General features: G+C 60.3%; 14 protein-coding genes. 5 read left to right on the forward strand and 9 right to left on the reverse strand.

Translation table 11 applies throughout. The features are described from left to right. Positions 1-75 precede the first annotated feature (75 nt). A complete protein-coding gene (locus tag IB250_RS11040) occupies positions 76-1014 on the forward strand; it encodes a chemotaxis protein CheV (protein ID WP_192344107.1) in 939 nt (312 codons plus the stop codon). 263 nt (positions 1015-1277) lie between these two features. Beyond that, on the forward strand, positions 1278-2081 hold the full coding sequence (locus IB250_RS11045) for an MOSC domain-containing protein (RefSeq protein ID WP_192344108.1): 804 nt from the start codon (positions 1278-1280) through the stop codon (positions 2079-2081). A 73-nt stretch (positions 2082-2154) separates the two neighbouring features. Here the strand turns inward: IB250_RS11045 and IB250_RS11050 are convergent, their stop codons facing one another. The 8 genes from IB250_RS11050 to IB250_RS11085 all read right to left on the reverse strand — a co-directional run bounded on the left by IB250_RS11050 (position 2155) and on the right by IB250_RS11085 (position 11641). Continuing rightward, on the reverse strand, positions 2155-2439 hold the full coding sequence (locus tag IB250_RS11050) for a pyrimidine/purine nucleoside phosphorylase (protein WP_007895072.1): 285 nt from the start codon (positions 2437-2439) through the stop codon (positions 2155-2157). Positions 2440-2513: 74 nt separating this feature from the next. Beyond that, the gene (locus IB250_RS11055) at positions 2514-3062 is read right to left on the reverse strand and encodes an exonuclease domain-containing protein (RefSeq protein WP_192344109.1); all 549 of its coding nucleotides are present in this window, start codon (positions 3060-3062) and stop codon (positions 2514-2516) included. A 71-nt stretch (positions 3063-3133) separates the two neighbouring features. Further along, on the reverse strand, positions 3134-5095 hold the full coding sequence (locus IB250_RS11060) for an acetyl/propionyl/methylcrotonyl-CoA carboxylase subunit alpha (RefSeq protein ID WP_192344110.1): 1962 nt from the start codon (positions 5093-5095) through the stop codon (positions 3134-3136). Positions 5096-5204: 109 nt separating this feature from the next. Continuing rightward, the gene (locus tag IB250_RS11065; RefSeq protein ID WP_192344111.1) at positions 5205-6002 is read right to left on the reverse strand and encodes an enoyl-CoA hydratase/isomerase family protein; all 798 of its coding nucleotides are present in this window, start codon (positions 6000-6002) and stop codon (positions 5205-5207) included. Continuing rightward, positions 5999-7156, reverse strand: a complete 1158-nt coding sequence (gene atuD, locus IB250_RS11070) for a citronellyl-CoA dehydrogenase (RefSeq protein WP_008075606.1) — start codon at positions 7154-7156, stop codon at positions 5999-6001. Before atuD ends, IB250_RS11065 begins: the two co-directional genes overlap by 4 nt. Before the next feature lie 134 nt (positions 7157-7290). After that, a complete protein-coding gene (atuC, locus tag IB250_RS11075) occupies positions 7291-8907 on the reverse strand; it encodes a geranyl-CoA carboxylase subunit beta (RefSeq protein ID WP_192344112.1) in 1617 nt (538 codons plus the stop codon). A gap of 2 nt (positions 8908-8909) precedes the next feature. After that, positions 8910-9824 (reverse strand): SDR family oxidoreductase, encoded by a 915-nt coding sequence (locus IB250_RS11080; protein WP_192344113.1) that lies wholly within the window; start codon positions 9822-9824, stop codon positions 8910-8912. Between the two features lie 14 nt (positions 9825-9838). After that, positions 9839-11641 carry an acyclic terpene utilization AtuA family protein gene (locus IB250_RS11085; RefSeq protein WP_192344114.1) on the reverse strand — a complete coding sequence of 601 codons (1803 nt, stop codon included), beginning with the start codon at positions 11639-11641 and terminating at the stop codon, positions 9839-9841. Between the two features lie 178 nt (positions 11642-11819). Here IB250_RS11085 and IB250_RS11090 point away from each other — a divergent pair, with 178 nt between their 5' ends. The 3 genes from IB250_RS11090 (at position 11820) to IB250_RS11100 (ending at position 14460) form a co-directional block, all read left to right on the forward strand. Then, positions 11820-12446 (forward strand): TetR/AcrR family transcriptional regulator, encoded by a 627-nt coding sequence (locus tag IB250_RS11090; protein WP_192344115.1) that lies wholly within the window; start codon positions 11820-11822, stop codon positions 12444-12446. Between the two features lie 93 nt (positions 12447-12539). Next, a complete protein-coding gene (locus tag IB250_RS11095; RefSeq protein ID WP_192344116.1) occupies positions 12540-13334 on the forward strand; it encodes a substrate-binding periplasmic protein in 795 nt (264 codons plus the stop codon). A gap of 112 nt (positions 13335-13446) precedes the next feature. Further along, positions 13447-14460 (forward strand): GNAT family N-acetyltransferase, encoded by a 1014-nt coding sequence (locus IB250_RS11100; RefSeq protein ID WP_192344117.1) that lies wholly within the window; start codon positions 13447-13449, stop codon positions 14458-14460. Positions 14461-14541: 81 nt separating this feature from the next. On the opposite strand, the gene IB250_RS11105 is transcribed toward IB250_RS11100, so the two are convergent. Next, the gene (locus IB250_RS11105; protein ID WP_007894994.1) at positions 14542-15090 is read right to left on the reverse strand and encodes an RNA polymerase factor sigma-70; all 549 of its coding nucleotides are present in this window, start codon (positions 15088-15090) and stop codon (positions 14542-14544) included. Between the last annotated feature and the right edge of the window lie 197 nt (positions 15091-15287).

The raw sequence follows: 15287 nt of genomic DNA on the forward strand, positions 1-15287 counted from the left end.
TGGGGGTCAAGGTCCGGCAAAAACAGCCGATAACTCCCTTTAGTGAATTCATCAGAACAAGCCCAGGAGTCATTAATGGCCGGCATTCTCGACACGGTAGACCAACGCACGCAATTAGTGGGTGAGAATCGCCTGGAAATTCTCATGTTTCGGCTGGCCGGACGGCAATTGTTTGCGATCAACGTCTTCAAGGTTCAGGAAGTGCTTCAGCTGCCGAAGCTAACCCTGATGCCGCAACGCCATCCCTTTGTTTGCGGCGTGGTCAACCTGCGTGGCCAGACGCTGCCGGTGATCGACCTGTCCCAGGCCATCGGCATGCGCCCGTTGGTGCCAAGTCCCACCAGTACCATTATTGTCACCGAGTACAACCGCTCGGTGCAGGCGTTTCTGGTCGGTGGCGTGGACCGCATCGTCAACATGAACTGGGAAGCCATTTTGCCGCCGCCGGCCAGTGCCGGTCGCCAGCATTACCTGACCGCCATCAGCAAGGTCGATGATCAGTTGGTGGAAATCATCGACGTCGAGAAAGTCCTGGCCGAGATCGTTCCGTACAACGCCAAGGTATCGCGCGACAAACTCGACGATCCGGTGCTGGAGCGTGCCCGTGGCCGTGAAGTGCTGCTGGTGGATGACTCTAACGTGGCCTTGTCGCAATTGCGCGATACGTTGGGTCAGTTGGGCGTGAAGATGCACATTGCCAGCGATGGCTTGAAGGCGCTGAACATGCTCAAGGCCTGGGCCGATACGGGCGAAGTCATGACCCACAAGCTGCTGATGATCTTCACCGATGCGGAAATGCCGGAGATGGACGGCTATCGCCTGACCACCGAAATCCGTAACGACCCCCGTTTGCGCGGGCTTTATGTGGTCTTGCACACCTCGCTGTCGGGCAGCTTCAACGACTCGATGGTGAAGAAGGTCGGCTGCGACAACTTCCTCTCCAAATTCCAGCCCGACAAACTCGTCGACGTAGTGCGCCAGCGCCTGATGCTCGATGCAGTGCCGACAAGTTAAGCCCCGGCCCATTCTTTGTAGCAGTTGGCGAAGCCTGCGTTCGGCTGCGAAGCAGTCGTAAAATCAGAAACTACGGGGCATCAGGCGGATCGCGTTAGGTGGAATCACGACTGCTTCGCAGCCGAACGCAGGCTTCGCCAGCTGCTACAGATCGCATTACAGCTTAATTTACCGGCATCAGGACAAGCCCCCTCGCCACGGGGCCTTTGATTCGGCCATCAAGCTCGTATAGGGTGGCGTTTTTACCCACCAGGGAGCTGGCCATGCGTCTGAGCGCGCTTTATCGTTTTCCATTGAAATCCGGCAAGGGCGAGACCCTCAATCAGGTCAGCCTGGACAAGCTGGGACTGGACGGTGATCGACGCTGGATGCTGGTGGACGAAGCCAGTGGGCGCTTTCTGACCCAGCGCGCGGTCGCGAAAATGAGTCAGCTGTCGGCGTTGTGGAATGCCGACGGCGGCTTGACCCTCAGCGCCCCGGGTCATTCTCCGATCGATATTGCGTTGCCTGACGGCGAGGCCGATCTGCGCGGGGTGACCATCTGGCGCGACACCTTGCGCGTCCCCGATGCCGGCGATGCGGCGGGTGCCTGGGTCAGTGAGTTCATCGGCAAGCCGACGCGTCTGGTGCAAGTGCCGCTTGATCGCGCGCGGATCACCCAGGCCGGCTATGGCAAGGACGACGATCAGGTGGCGTTTGCCGACGGTTTCCCGCTGTTGCTGATTGGTCAGGCGTCGCTGGAAGACTTGTCGAGCAAGGTCGGGCGGCCGCTGGAGATGTTGCGTTTCCGGCCCAATCTGGTGATCGAGGGCAGTGAAGCGTATGCCGAAGATAGCTGGAAGCGCATCCGCATTGGCGATGTCGAGTTCCGCGTGGTCAAGTCCTGCTCACGCTGCATTCTGACCACCATCGACCCGCAGACCGGCGAACGCAGCGAAGATCGTGAACCGCTGGCCACATTGCAGAAATACCGCACCGAGGCCGACGGCGCGATGTTCGGGCAGAACCTGGTCAACGACGGCAATGGCCGGCTTGAAGTCGGCATGCCCGTGACGATCCTCGAATAAAAGCCCTTCAAAATAAAAAATGCCCGAGTCCAAGGACACGGGCATTTTTTTGTCGCTGTGAAAACCCGGGGGGTTAACCGCGGTATTCGCACAGGTAGGCGGTGTCGACAGCCACTTTCAGCTGGAACTTGCTGTTGGCGGGCACGTTGAACTGGCTGCCGGCGGCGAAGGTTTCCCAGGTGTCGCTGTCAGGCAGTTTGACGGTCAGGGCGCCGGACACCACGTGCATGATTTCACGCTGGCTGGTGCCGAATTCGTATTCGCCCGGTGCCATGACGCCGATGGTCGCTGGACCTTCAGCGGTGCCAAAGGCGATCGACTTGACGGTGCCGTCGAAGTACTCGTTGACTTTAAACATGGGCGGTTCCTCGAAAAGGGCTAAAAAGGGCCGGCCAGTATGCACAAGGTGTCGATAGGCGTCACCTCCTGCACTCAAGGATTAGCGGGGAAAATCAGCGGTAACAAACGCGCAGTATTGCGCGCGTCTTCCAGTGCTCGATGCTGCTGACCGTTGAACTGCAGGCCCGCCAGTTGCAGGGCCCCGTTGAGCCCCAGCGGGCGCTCCAGCCGACAAGCCTTGGCGAAGCGTTGCTTGAGGTTCATGTGCGGCACCCGGCTCAGGGCGCTGTCGAGTTGCAGGCGCTGCCAGTCCTGAAGCAGTTGTTTGCGGTCGTAATCGCCCCAACTGGCCCAGCCTTCCAGGCTCGCGTGATGTTGGGCGAGCCAGCGCTCGAACAACGGCCAGATGTCGGTGAGCGGCTGTGAGGCATCGATATTGGCCTGAGTGATGTGGGTCAGTTCCCGGCAAAACGGCGTCAGCAAGGGCCGGCGCAACGGGCGCACGAAGCACTGGAAGTGATCCAGTTCCTGGCCCTTGCGGTCCACGAGGGTGGCACCGATTTCGATGATTTCCATTTCCGTGACTGGCCAGCCGCCCTCATCGGTGGTGGCTTCCAGATCAATGACCAACCAGTGAGGCATCGCAGGGTTCCTGGTATCCGCGTCCTGATAGGGCTTGAGCGTAGCCAAACCCGGCGGATCCGCCTAGCGGCTTATTCGACCTCTAACAAAATCTGACGATTTTTAACCTGATCGCCGACCCTGACCTGCAAGCGTTTAAGCACTCCGTCAATCCCCGATTTGAGCGGATGCTCCATTTTCATTGCTTCGAGCACCACCAATAGCTGACCTTTGCTGACCGGGCTGCCCTCACTGACCAGTACATCGACGATCGCCCCGTCCATCGGCGCTTTGAGCGTGCCGGAACTGACACTGGCCTGTCCGCTGACCAGCGCCAGGGTCCGATCGACCAGTCGCAGGCAGCCGGGGCGCGTGAACAACCACAGTTGCCCGGCCTCGAGGCGATAGGCATGGCGTTGGCGGATGCCGTCGATTTCCAGGGTGGCCCAGTGGCCGTCGCACTGGATAACCTTCAATTCAAGGGTGCGAGTGCCTACCTGAATGCGGCAAGGTTCGCCAGATTCAGCGTTCAATTGCACCGGCCAATCCTGATCCCCAAGACCGATTCGATAATGCAGGGGCACGCTGGCGTTGTTGCGCCAACCGGCCAGCGGGGCGCGGTGAGCCTGCGCTGAAGCCTGATAAAACAGCGCCGCAGCGATGGCCAGTTCTTCGGCGCTCGGCAAATGGGGATGCAGGCAGGGATGATCGGCGAAGTGCGTGGGGATGAACCCGGTGCTGAACTCGCCACTGATGAACTGTGGATGTTCCAGCAGACAGGCGAGCAAGCGCTGGTTGCTTTGCACGCCCAGCAGCACGCTGTCTTGTACCGCCCGCAGCAACTTGCGCCGGGCTTCTTCGCGGGTGGCGCCGTGGGCGATGAGCTTGCCCAGCATCGGGTCATAAAACGGACTGACAGACTGGCCCTCAATCAAGCCATGGTCGATCCGCACACCACCCAGCAACGCAGGTCCCCAGGCTGCGATTCGCCCGGTTTGCGGCAGAAATCCTTGGGCTGGGTCTTCGGCGTACAGGCGCACTTCCATGGCATGGCCGTTGAGCTGAACCTGTTCCTGTTGCAACGGCAGTGGCAGTCCTTCGACCACGTGAAACTGCCAGGCCACCAGATCGAGGCCGGTGATCAGCTCTGTCACCGGGTGTTCCACTTGCAGCCGGGTGTTCATCTCCAGAAAGTAGAAATGCCCGCGAGCATCCAGCAGGAATTCCACGGTGCCAGCGCCGACGTAATTCACCGCGCGCCCCGCCTTGAGCGCAGCTTCGCCCATGGCCTGGCGCAACTCGGCGGTCATTACCGGGCAGGGCGCTTCCTCGATGATTTTCTGGTGGCGACGCTGGATCGAACAATCGCGCTCACCAAGGTAGATCAGGTTGCCGTGCTGATCGCCGAACACCTGAACCTCGACGTGACGCGGGTCGATCAAGGCTTGCTCGAGGATCAGTTCGTCGCTGCCAAACCCATGCCGCGCCTCGGAGCGTGCGGTGCGAATCTGCTCCAGTAACTCTCCAGCGCTGTGCACCAGACGCATGCCACGACCACCACCGCCGGCGCTGGCTTTTATCATCAGCGGGTAGCCGATGCGTTCGGCTTCGCGACTCAGAGTCGCGTCGTCCTGTTCGCTGCCCTGATAGCCTTTGATGCAGGGCACGCCCGCTTTGATCATGGCGAGTTTCGACAGACGTTTGCTGCCCATCAGTTCAATGGCCTCGGGGCTCGGGCCGATGAAGATGATGCCGGCCTGTTGGCAGGCGCGGGCGAATTCTGCGTTTTCCGAGAGGAAGCCGTAACCGGGGTGGATCGCATCGGTACCGGTGCGCCGGGCGGCGTCGATGATTGCCTGGATGTTCAGGTAAGACTGCTGCACTGGAGCCGGGCCGATATTCACGGCTTCGTCGGCCATCTGCACATGCAAGGCATCGGCGTCGGCGTCGCTGAATACTGCGACGGTGCGGTAGCCCAGCGCTTGCGCGGTGCGCTGGATGCGGCAGGCGATTTCACCGCGGTTGGCGATCAGGATTTTGCTGAAGGCGGGCATGGGCGCTTTCCTTGAGTTTTGCGGTGTCATTCAGGGCCTCTTCGCGAGCAAGCCCGCTCCCACATTTGAAATGCATTCCCCTGTGGGAGCGGGCTTGCTCGCGAAGCTTTTAAGAAGCCCAACCCGGTTTTCGCTTTTGCACAAAGGCCATCGTCCCCTCGACCCCTTCATCCCCGGTTACCGCTTCGCTGAACCACTCGGCCGCCTGATCCAGCAGGCCATCCGAGAGTTGCCCCGCACTCGCCAGCAAGAGTTTTTTGGTCGCCGCATTCGCTCCAGGGGCACAACACAACACATGGGCCAGCACTTCATCGAGGCGCTCGGCCAAGGCTTGCGGGTCATGCTCGACAAAATGCACCAATCCCATGCGTCGCGCCTGGTTGCCATCGAACCGTGCGGCGGTCAGGGCCAGTCGGCGGGCCTGGGTCAGGCCGATGCGCTGCACCACGAACGGTGCGATCTGCGCCGGCAACAGGCCGAGGCTGGTTTCCGGCAGGCCGAATTGCGCCTGATGATCGGACATCGCGATATCGCTGACGCAGGCCAGACCGAAGCCGCCGCCAAGCACCGCGCCTTGCAGCACCGTGATGACCACTTGCGGCGCGTGCTGGGTTTCTTCCAGCAAGGCGCCGAACGCACGGTTCAATTCGCGGTAGGCGGTCGCGCCTTGCGCGCGGGCATTGGCCATGTCCTTGATGTCGGCACCGGCACAAAAATGCCCGCCGGCACCGCCGATTACCAACGCGCGAACCCGCCGGTCATCGCGCACCGCCGCCAGCACCGCGCGCAGTTCGGCGACCATTTGCAGGCTCATGGCGTTGCGACTGTCGGGGCGATTGAGGGTGATGTGCAGGACGCCGTTATGCCGTTCGAGCAACAGGGTCTGGCAAACGGGAAGGGTGTTCATTTCTTTTTCCCCGGCAGGATGCCCATGAGTTTGCAGATGATCCCCAGCATGATTTCGTCGGCGCCGCCGCCGATCGACACCAGCCGCACGTCGCGGTAAGCCCGCGCCACCGGGTTGTCCCACATGAAGCCCATGCCGCCCCAATATTGCAGGCAACTGTCGCTGACTTCCCGGCCCAGTCGCCCGGCCTTGAGTTTGGCCATGGACGCCAGACGGGTGACGTCCTGGCCTTTGATGTATTGCTCGGTGGCCTGGTAGACCAGCGCCCGCAGGCATTCGATTTCGGTTTGCAGTTCGGCCAGACGGAAATGAATGACCTGATTATCGATCAGCGCATTGCCGAAGGTCTTGCGCTCCTTGCAATACTCGATGGTGCTGTCGACGCAATACTCCAGGCCTTTGATCATGTTCGCCGCGCCGAACAATCGTTCTTCCTGGAACTGCAGCATTTGCATCATGAACCCCGCGCCTTCATGGCCGATGCGGTTGCGCTGTGGCACGCGCACGTTGTCGAAAAACACCTGGGCGGTTTCCGAGCTGCGCATGCCGAGTTTGTCCAGGTGCGAGCTGAGGCTGATGCCGGGGCTGTTCATCGGCACCATGATCAGCGACTTGTTGATGTGCGGCTTGTCATCCGAGGTGTTGGCCAGCAGGCAAATGAAATCGGCGCTCGGAGAGTTGGTGATCCACATCTTGCTGCCGTTGATCACGTAGTCGTCGCCGTCCTTGCGGGCGGTGGTTTTCAAGCCTGCTACGTCGGAGCCGGCACCGACTTCGGAGACGCCAATGCAGCCAACCTGCTCGCCGGTGATCGCGGGGCGGAGGAATTCTTCGCGCAGTTCATCGGAGCCGAAACGCGCCAGGGCCGGGGTGCACATGTCGGTCTGCACGCCGATGGACATCGGAATGCCGCCGCAATGAATGGTGCCGAACTCTTCGGCAGCCACAATCGAATAGCTGTAGTCGAGCCCCATGCCGCCGAATTTTTCCGGTTTGGAAATCCCCAGCAGACCGAGGTCGCCCGCCTTGCGGAAGATCTCATGGATCGGAAAGCGCCCAGCCTTTTCCCATTCCTCGACATGAGGATTGATCTCGTGATCGACGAATTGGCGGACGGTGCGGCGCAGTGCTTCGTGTTCCTGGGTGAAGATCATTTTTTATTGTTCTCCTGACGAACCCGATCGTTCCCATGCGCAGCAAAGGAACGCCTCTATGGACGCTCTGCGTCCGCCATTGGAACGCGGAGCGTCCCGGGCTGCATTCCCACGCAGAGCGTAGGAACGATCAATCAAAACCTCGCGACTCCAAAACTGTTGGATTGCAGCGAACGAACTTCGGCCTCATGGCAGATGTCCAGCAAATACCCGAGCAACGTGCGGGTGTCCCGCGGATCGATCAGCCCGTCGTCCCATAGATTGGCGCTGCCATACAACGCGGTGGACTGGCTGTCGAGCTTCTGCGCGGTGACTTGTTCCAGCATGTCGAGCATTTTCGGGTCGGGCACCAACCCGTCCTTGAGCTGTTTGGCTTCGGTGACAATCCGCAGCACTTTGCCGGCCTGAGCGCCGCCCATCACCGCGGTGCGGCTGTTGGGCCAGGCGAAAATGAAGCGCGGATCGAGGCCTCGGCCGCACATCGCGTAGTTGCCAGCGCCGTAGGAACCACCGACGACGATCGTCAATTTAGGCACTCGGGCATTGGCCACCGCTTGAATCATTTTCGCGCCGTGCTTGATCACCCCTTGTTGTTCCGACTCGGTGCCGACCATGAAACCGGTGGTGTTGTGGAAAAACAGCAGGGGCGTCTGGCTCTGGTCGCAGAGCTGAATGAACTGTGCAGCCTTGCTCGCCCCTTTGGGCGTAATCGGGCCGTTGTTGCCGATGAAGCCGCAGGCTCGACCCTGAATCTGCAAATGCCCGCAGATCGTTTGCTGATCGAACTCGCCCTTGAATTCGAGGAAGTTCGACGCGTCGGCAACCCGGGCGATGATTTCGCGCACGTCGTAGGACTTTTTCGGGTCATCCGGGATCAGTCCCAGCAGTTCGTCGATGGGGTAGAGCGGTTCTTCCCACCGACGTTCGGGTAACCATGGCAACTGATCGTTCCACGGCAACAGGCTCATGATCTCACGCACCTGGCGCACGCCATCGGCATCGTTCTCGGCCAGGTATTCGGCAGTGCCGGCGGTTTGCGCATGCATCTGGGCGCCGCCCAGTTCTTCGTCGGTAGCGACTTCACCGGTGGCAGCCTTGAGCAGCGGCGGTCCGGCAAGAAACAGCTTGGCCTTGCCGCGCACCACCACCACGTAATCCGACAACCCCGGCTGATAAGCACCGCCCGCCGTGGCCGAGCCATGGACCACGGTGATTTGCGGCAAGCCCATGGCCGACATCCGCGCCTGATTGGCAAAGCTGCGCGCGCCTTCGACGAAAATCTCCGCCGCGTAATTGAGGTTGGCGCCTCCGCTTTCCGCGAGGGTGATTACCGGCAATTTGTTTTCCATGGCGATCTGTTGCAGGCGCAGGGATTTTTTCAAACCGCTGGGGGAAATGGTTCCACCCTTGATCGCGCTGTTGTTCGCCACCACCAAAACCCGCGCGCCGGACACGTAACCGATCCCGGCGATCAAACCGCCGCCGGCCGAGCTGCCGTCCTTGTCGTCGTGCAGCTTGTAGCCGGCCAGGCTCGCCAGTTCGAGGAACGGCGCGCCGGGGTCAAGCAGCAGGTTAAGCCGCTCCCGGGGCAGCAGTTGCCCGCGCTTGTCGAACCTGGGCTTGGCTTCGGCGGCCTTGCTCAGCAGGTTCTGTTCGAGCTGGCGGACCTGCTCGATGCCGGCCAGCATGGCCGCACGGTGACGAGCGAACGATTCGCTGAACGGGTCTACCTGGGACTGGATGACCGGCATGGTTATTCCTTGTCCTTGAGTTCGTCTGGTTTGGAGGCGTCAGGTTTGGACGCGTCGGGTCTGAGTACTTCGGGTAAATAGGCGCGGTGAAAGCCGTTGTAGGAATGACTGTTCTGCGCCTTGTGCATCGGCCACGCCCGCCCGCCGAGGCTGGCGGCGCCGTCGATGCGCAACGTGCTGCCGCTGACAAAAGCGGCTGCCGGGCTGAGCAGAAAAACAATCGCCGCGCTGATTTCCGATTCGGTGCCGATGCGCTTGAGCGGTACGTGTTCGCACAGGGTCGGGATTACGGCCCGGAACGCACCTTCGTAGGTGTCCATGCCGCTGGAAGCGACCCAGCCCGGCGCGACGGCGTTGACCCGCACGCCGGCATAGCCCCATTCAAACGCGGCGGTCTTGGTGAAGTTGTCCATGCCCGAGCGCGCCGCGCCCGAGTGACCCATGCCGGGCATGCCGCCCCACATGTCGGCGAGCATGTTGACGATGGCGCCGCCGTGCTTGCTCATGGACTGATTGAACACCTCACGGGCCATCAGAAAACCACCCACCAGATTGGTGCGCAGTATGGTTTCGAAACCTTTCTGATTGATCGACGCCAGGGGCGAGGGGTACTGCCCGCCGGCATTGTTGACCAGCCCATGAATCGGCCCGTGTTTGCGGATCAATTCGCTGACCAATTGCGTGACGGCGTCTTCATCGCGGATATCGCAGACCTGCCAACTGGCTTTCCCTCCGTCTTCGGTGATTTCGGCGGTGACCTTTTTCAGTTTCTCGGCATTACGCCCCACCAGCAGCACCTGCGCGCCGAGGGCTGCGAGCTCGTGGGCGGTGCAACGGCCGATACCGCTGCCGCCACCGGTGACGATGATGTTTTGGCCAGCGAACAGGTCGGGTTTGTAAATCGAGTCATAAGCCATGGCGACGGTTTCCTCTAGTTGACCTGATCGGCGATGCGCCGAGGCACCGGAATCTGGATCTCCAGCAGTTGTTGGGCGAACGCCTTGCCTTGCGGATCGATCCGCAGGCTGGCCACGCCACCGCCGCCGAGCGCGTTCTCCAGAAGAAAATTAAAGCTCTGAGTGCCGGGTAAATACCAGCGTTCGACACGCCCGTGGATCGGGTCGAGGACATGGCTCATCCAATCGACCATCACCTCCGGTGTCAGCGCTTCGGCGATCCATGGCAGGTAGTCGGGATGGCGGGCCATGACGCCGATATTGCTGTGATTGCCCTTGTCGCCGGAACGCGCCACGGCGAGTTTGATCAGGGCCACGCTGGCGTCGGCGCGCTCGGTGGGTTGGGGCGGATCGAACGGTAGCGGCAAGTCATCCGGATCGAGTACATCGAGGGCGGGCAGGGCGCACGGGTGGCGCTCACCGGCGAGGTCGATTTGCAGGGTGCAAGCCGTTTTGTCGATCAGGAATGAAAACAGCCGAATCAGCGGGTACACCGTCGGCCGCCCGCCGACGATCCCGGTCAACCCCGGCGCCATGCCGGTGGCGGCTTGGGCGATTTCCCGGGAAAACAGAATCAAGGCCTGTTTGCTTGGGTGGCGCACGGCGAGTTTGATCACCACTTCGCGGCTGTCCTGGCGCTGGCCGTGGGGGCCATAAGTCGCTTCGCTGCCCAGCAACTCAATGTTCACTTCGCTGTAGGGCGCCCAGCCGCGCTGGCTGAACATTTCCGAGGTTTTGTTGATGATCGCCCGGCTGACCCGTCGGGCCTTGGCCACGGCATCGATCCCGGCGATCAGGCAACTGGCGGTGCAGCGGAAACCGTCCGGATATGTGGCGCTGACCTTGTAGTGATCGGTCGGCGGCAAGCCTTTAGCGCCATGCACCTGAACCGCGTTTTTACCTTGCTGCACGAGTTTGACCTGACTGAAATCGCATACCACGTCGGGCAGCAAATAGGCCTGCGGGTCGCCGATTTCATACAGCATCTGCTCGCCAACGGTCAGGGGCGTAACCAGGCCGCCGGAACCATCGGGTTTGCTGACGATAAACTGGCCGTCGGCGCCGACTTCGACGATCGGAAAACCGATGTGTTCGTAATCGGGCACGTCGTGCCAATCGGTGAAATTGCCGCCGGTGCACTGGGCGCCACATTCAATGAGATGCCCGGCCAATGCAGCCTGGGCGAGTTTGTCGTAGTCGTGCCACGACCAGTCGAACTCATGCACCAGCGCGGCGCTGACCACGGCGCTGTCGACCACGCGCCCGGTAATCACAATGTCGGCGCCCAGGCGCAGGGCTTCGACGATGCCCGGCGCGCCGAGGTAGGCGTTGGTCGATACGCACATCGGCGGCAGGGGCGTACCACTGAACATCTCATGCAGGCCAAGGCTGCTCAGGTGTTTGAACTGCGGCTGCAGATCGTCACCCGACAGCACGGCAATCTTCAGCGTCACCCCGACCTTGTCGCAAGCCGCTTGCAGGGCAGCGGCGCAAGCTTGTGGATTGACGCCGCCGGCATTGCTGATGACGCGGATCTTCTGTTCCGCGAGCTGGTTGAGGAGGGGACTGAGGACTTCGATGAAGTCGCTGGCGTAGCCGGCCCCCGGATCTTTCATCCTCGCCCCGGCCATGATCGACATCGTGATCTCGGCCAGATAATCGAACACCAGATAGTCCAGCCGCCCGCCTTCCACCAGTTGCTCGGCGGCGGTCGAGGTGTCGCCCCAGAATGCGCTGGCGCACCCGATGCGGATTGTTTTAGGCGCAGTCAATTCCATAACCACCTCCGACAGAAGTGCTTCGAGACTACCAAGCAAGCGCTTGGTTTGTAAACGGCTGAAATATCTTCTGCCCAAGCGCTTGCTTGGTCGTCCCCGCCAGCTTAAATTGCCCGCGCAACCCTGCTGTTTTAGCGGGCAGCGGCGCAATTGATTGATCGACTGTAGGAGAGAACGGGTGGACGAGCAAAAAGCCCTGAGGGTGATGCGCGAATTGGTCGACAGCGGCCAATTGACCGACCCGGACAGCGCCCGCGGCAAACTGCTGCAAGTGGCCGCTCACCTGTTTCGTCATAAAGGTTATGAACGTACCACCGTGCGTGACCTTGCCGGTGCGGTAGGTATTCAGTCTGGCAGTATTTTTCATCACTTCAAAAGCAAGGATGAGATCCTGCGGGCAGTGATGGAGGAGACCATTCGCTACAACACCGCGTTGATGCGTGCAGCCCTGGCCGAGGCCGGCAGTGTGCGCGAGCGGGTTTTGGCGCTGATTCGCTGCGAATTGCAGTCGATCATGGGCGGCAGCGGCGAAGCCATGGCGGTGCTGGTGTATGAGTGGCGTTCGCTATCAGCGGAAGGTCAGGCGCAAGTTTTGGCGCTGCGTGATATTTATGAAGACATCTGGTTGCAGGTGCTGGGCGAAGCCAAGGACGCCGGTTTTATCCGTGGCGACGTGTTCATCACCCGCCGTTTCCTGACGGGCGCGTTATCCTGGACCACCACCTGGTTTCGTGCCGATGGCAACATGAGCCTCGATCAATTGGCCGATGAGGCGTTGATTCTGGTGCTTGAAGAACGGCAGTGAACCGTCTATCTCGGCAAGAAACTGGCTAAGTTGGCGAAACCGCCTAGCTTGAATGCATTGATGGATATTTTTTTCGGGGAGTAGGCTGTTTTGATGTCTTCACCAATTCGAACAGTGTCTCGGCTTTTGCTGGCGGCGCTTGCTGTGTGCTGCGTGTTGCCATCTCAGGCTGCGCAACAGGTGCGGGTCGGTGCCGCGCATTTTCCACCCTACACCGTGCGCCCGGAGTCCGGTGCCGACACCGGTCTGTTGCCGCAACTGGTGGAAGCGCTGAATCAGTTGCAAACGGACTATCAGTTTGTACTGGTGCCCACCTCGATTCCTCGACGTTTCAACGATTTCAAGGACGGCCGGGTCGACATGGCGATTTTCGAGAACCCGAACTGGGGGTGGAAGGACATCCCGCACACCCTCGTCGACATGGGCCTGGAAGATGCAGAAATCTTTGTCGCGCAGAAGCAACCCGGTCGCGATGAGAATTACTTCAAGGACCTGACGGGCAAGCGTCTGGCGCTGTACAGCGGCTATCACTACGAGTTTGCCAATTTCAATGCCGATCCCAAGTATCTGGCCGACGCCTACAAGGCCACGCTGACCTATTCCCATGACAGCAACTTGCTGATGGTGCTGCGCGCACGAGCGGACATTGCCTTGGTGACACGTTCGTACCTGAGCGATTACCTGCTGCGTAACGAGAAAGTCGGCGAGCAATTGCTGGTGTCGCAACGGATCGATCAGGTCTATCACCATTACGCGCTGATTCGCCCGCAGGCGCCGATTACCGGTGAAGCGTTTGGCAAGTTGCTGCAAGGCCTGCGGAACAACGGCCAGATGCTGAAGATTTTCAACCCCTACAAAATTGCCCTGGTGCCGGTGGGCAAGCCCTGAATCGTGCCCCTGATTAGTGCCATGGGACGAGCATTTGGCGACTGCGCTTAAATTTCCAGCCCCGGCTCACGTCACATCGTTGAACTGTCGACGATTACCGTGAGCCCCACCCATGTCCAATCTGAATGACCTGACCACCCTGGCCTTGCCGTCAGGCAACTGTCTTGTAGCCGATGAAACCGCCAGCCGCCTGAGCCTCAGCCTGCAAGGGCAACCGTTGATCGAGCTGCGGCTGACCCGCGAGCCGCAATTGCATCTGCGGCTGGAGGAGCGTTTCGGCCGTCCTGACGGTCAGGCATTCTGGGCGGCTTGCTATTGGCTGTTTGCCCGTGACGCGGCGTGTCAGCGTCTGATCTGGCAACTCGATGACGTGCCCACCGAAGCCTTGCTCAGCGGATTGCTGATCGCGACCGAAGTCACCGGCCAGTATCGCTGCGAACGCACGCTGTTCTGGCAATTGCCTCAGCCGTGGCTGGGTGAGTCGCGCACTGGCAGCTATCCGCAGCAAATGGTCATCAGTGGCGGCAAGCGCCATCCATTGCGTGCGGTCAAACCCCGTGGTGAGGTGTATCGACGTTTCGATGCGCGGCTCGGTGCGTGGGTTTCCCTGCGCACGGTAGAAATCGAGCATGACCTGGCGCGTTTCAACCGATGGCAGAACAGCCCGCGGGTGGCGAGTTTCTGGCAGGAGGAGGGCAGTCTCGAGAAGCATCGTGAATACCTGAGCAAGCTCGAAGCCGACCCGCATACCTTGACGCTGATCGGCTGCTTCGATGATCAGCCGTTTGCCTATTTTGAAGCCTATTGGGCCAAGGAAGATCGCATTGCGCCGTTCTACGATGCCGGCGATTACGACCGTGGCATTCACATGCTGGTGGGCGAAGAAACTCATCGCGGCCCGCACAAGGTGGCGAGCTGGCTATCGGCGCTGGTGCATTACCTGTTTCTCGACGATCCACGCACTCAACGAGTGGTCGCCGAGCCTCGCGCCGACAACGCGAAGATGATCGGGCATATGCACAATCAGTGTTTCCACTGCGAAAAAGAGTTCGACTTCCCGCACAAGCGCGCGGCGCTGATGGTGTTGGGGCGTGAGCGGTTTTTTGATCGGTGTTCGTTGGCTTGATGCGTAAGGCTCAAGACTTGCTTTGGTCTTGAGCCAGCCATCGCGAGCCTGCTCGCGATGGGGGCGCCGCGATTTAAAATCTTAACGGCGCGCGAAGGTATCCGCACGATTGCCCGACACCTTGCGGCAATGCACCAGCGCATCACGAATCATGAAGTTCACCAGGGTGGGCGAGACGCCGAGTTCCTTGGCGATGTCTTTTTGCGGTACGCCGTGCAGGCGGTACATCTCGAAGGCGTAACGGGTGCGGCTGGGCAGCTCCGTCAGCGCATCGGCAATGTTTTCCAGGGTCGAGAAATTCATGTGCGAGGTTTCCGGCGAAGCGCCCTGAATCACCACGTTCAGACCTTCCTCTTCCGGGCCCGAATACTTCTGCTCCAGCGCTTGCTTGCGGTAATGATCGATCGCCAGGTTGCGCACGATCTGAAACAGATAGCTGAGCTGCGCCTTGATTGATGACGTGATCTGCGGCGCCGATTGCAGCCGGAAGAACGCATCCTGCACAACATCTTCGGCGCGTGATCGGCAACCGGTGATGCGGGCGGCAATCTTGACCAGAATCAGTCGGTTGTCGACGAAGGCCTGAAGTAGCGGTGAATCGCACCTGCTTGTGGATACTTGTTCCGTCATTGGAAATCACCTTGCTGCAAATAGGGTCGTGGGACGACAGGGGGGTCGGAGTCGTCCTACACATCGAGCGACAAATTAGGCTTAATGATAATGATTGTCAATTGAGAAATAGAATTAATGCTCCGCATAAGAGCAGAGTGAGAACTGCGACACGCTGACTCACCTACCTGACTGCAAGCCTGCCGGCGCTCAAGCCT

Source organism: Pseudomonas sp. PDM09, from assembly GCF_014852305.1.
Classification (GTDB): Bacteria; Pseudomonadota; Gammaproteobacteria; order Pseudomonadales; family Pseudomonadaceae; genus Aquipseudomonas.

Excerpts from the sequence above, each read along its gene's own strand:
- IB250_RS11040 (WP_192344107.1), top strand. The coding sequence starts at position 76 with ATGGCCGGCATTCTCGACACGGTAGACCAACGCACGCAATTAGTGGGT.
- IB250_RS11045 (WP_192344108.1), top strand. The coding sequence starts at position 1,278 with ATGCGTCTGAGCGCGCTTTATCGTTTTCCATTGAAATCCGGCAAGGGC.
- IB250_RS11050 (WP_007895072.1), bottom strand. The coding sequence starts at position 2,439 with ATGTTTAAAGTCAACGAGTACTTCGACGGCACCGTCAAGTCGATCGCC.
- IB250_RS11055 (WP_192344109.1), bottom strand. The coding sequence starts at position 3,062 with ATGCCTCACTGGTTGGTCATTGATCTGGAAGCCACCACCGATGAGGGC.
- IB250_RS11060 (WP_192344110.1), bottom strand. The coding sequence starts at position 5,095 with ATGCCCGCCTTCAGCAAAATCCTGATCGCCAACCGCGGTGAAATCGCC.
- IB250_RS11065 (WP_192344111.1), bottom strand. The coding sequence starts at position 6,002 with ATGAACACCCTTCCCGTTTGCCAGACCCTGTTGCTCGAACGGCATAAC.
- atuD (WP_008075606.1), bottom strand. The coding sequence starts at position 7,156 with ATGATCTTCACCCAGGAACACGAAGCACTGCGCCGCACCGTCCGCCAA.
- atuC (WP_192344112.1), bottom strand. The coding sequence starts at position 8,907 with ATGCCGGTCATCCAGTCCCAGGTAGACCCGTTCAGCGAATCGTTCGCT.
- IB250_RS11080 (WP_192344113.1), bottom strand. The coding sequence starts at position 9,824 with ATGGCTTATGACTCGATTTACAAACCCGACCTGTTCGCTGGCCAAAAC.
- IB250_RS11085 (WP_192344114.1), bottom strand. The coding sequence starts at position 11,641 with ATGGAATTGACTGCGCCTAAAACAATCCGCATCGGGTGCGCCAGCGCA.
- IB250_RS11095 (WP_192344116.1), top strand. The coding sequence starts at position 12,540 with ATGTCTTCACCAATTCGAACAGTGTCTCGGCTTTTGCTGGCGGCGCTT.
- IB250_RS11100 (WP_192344117.1), top strand. The coding sequence starts at position 13,447 with ATGTCCAATCTGAATGACCTGACCACCCTGGCCTTGCCGTCAGGCAAC.
- IB250_RS11105 (WP_007894994.1), bottom strand. The coding sequence starts at position 15,090 with ATGACGGAACAAGTATCCACAAGCAGGTGCGATTCACCGCTACTTCAG.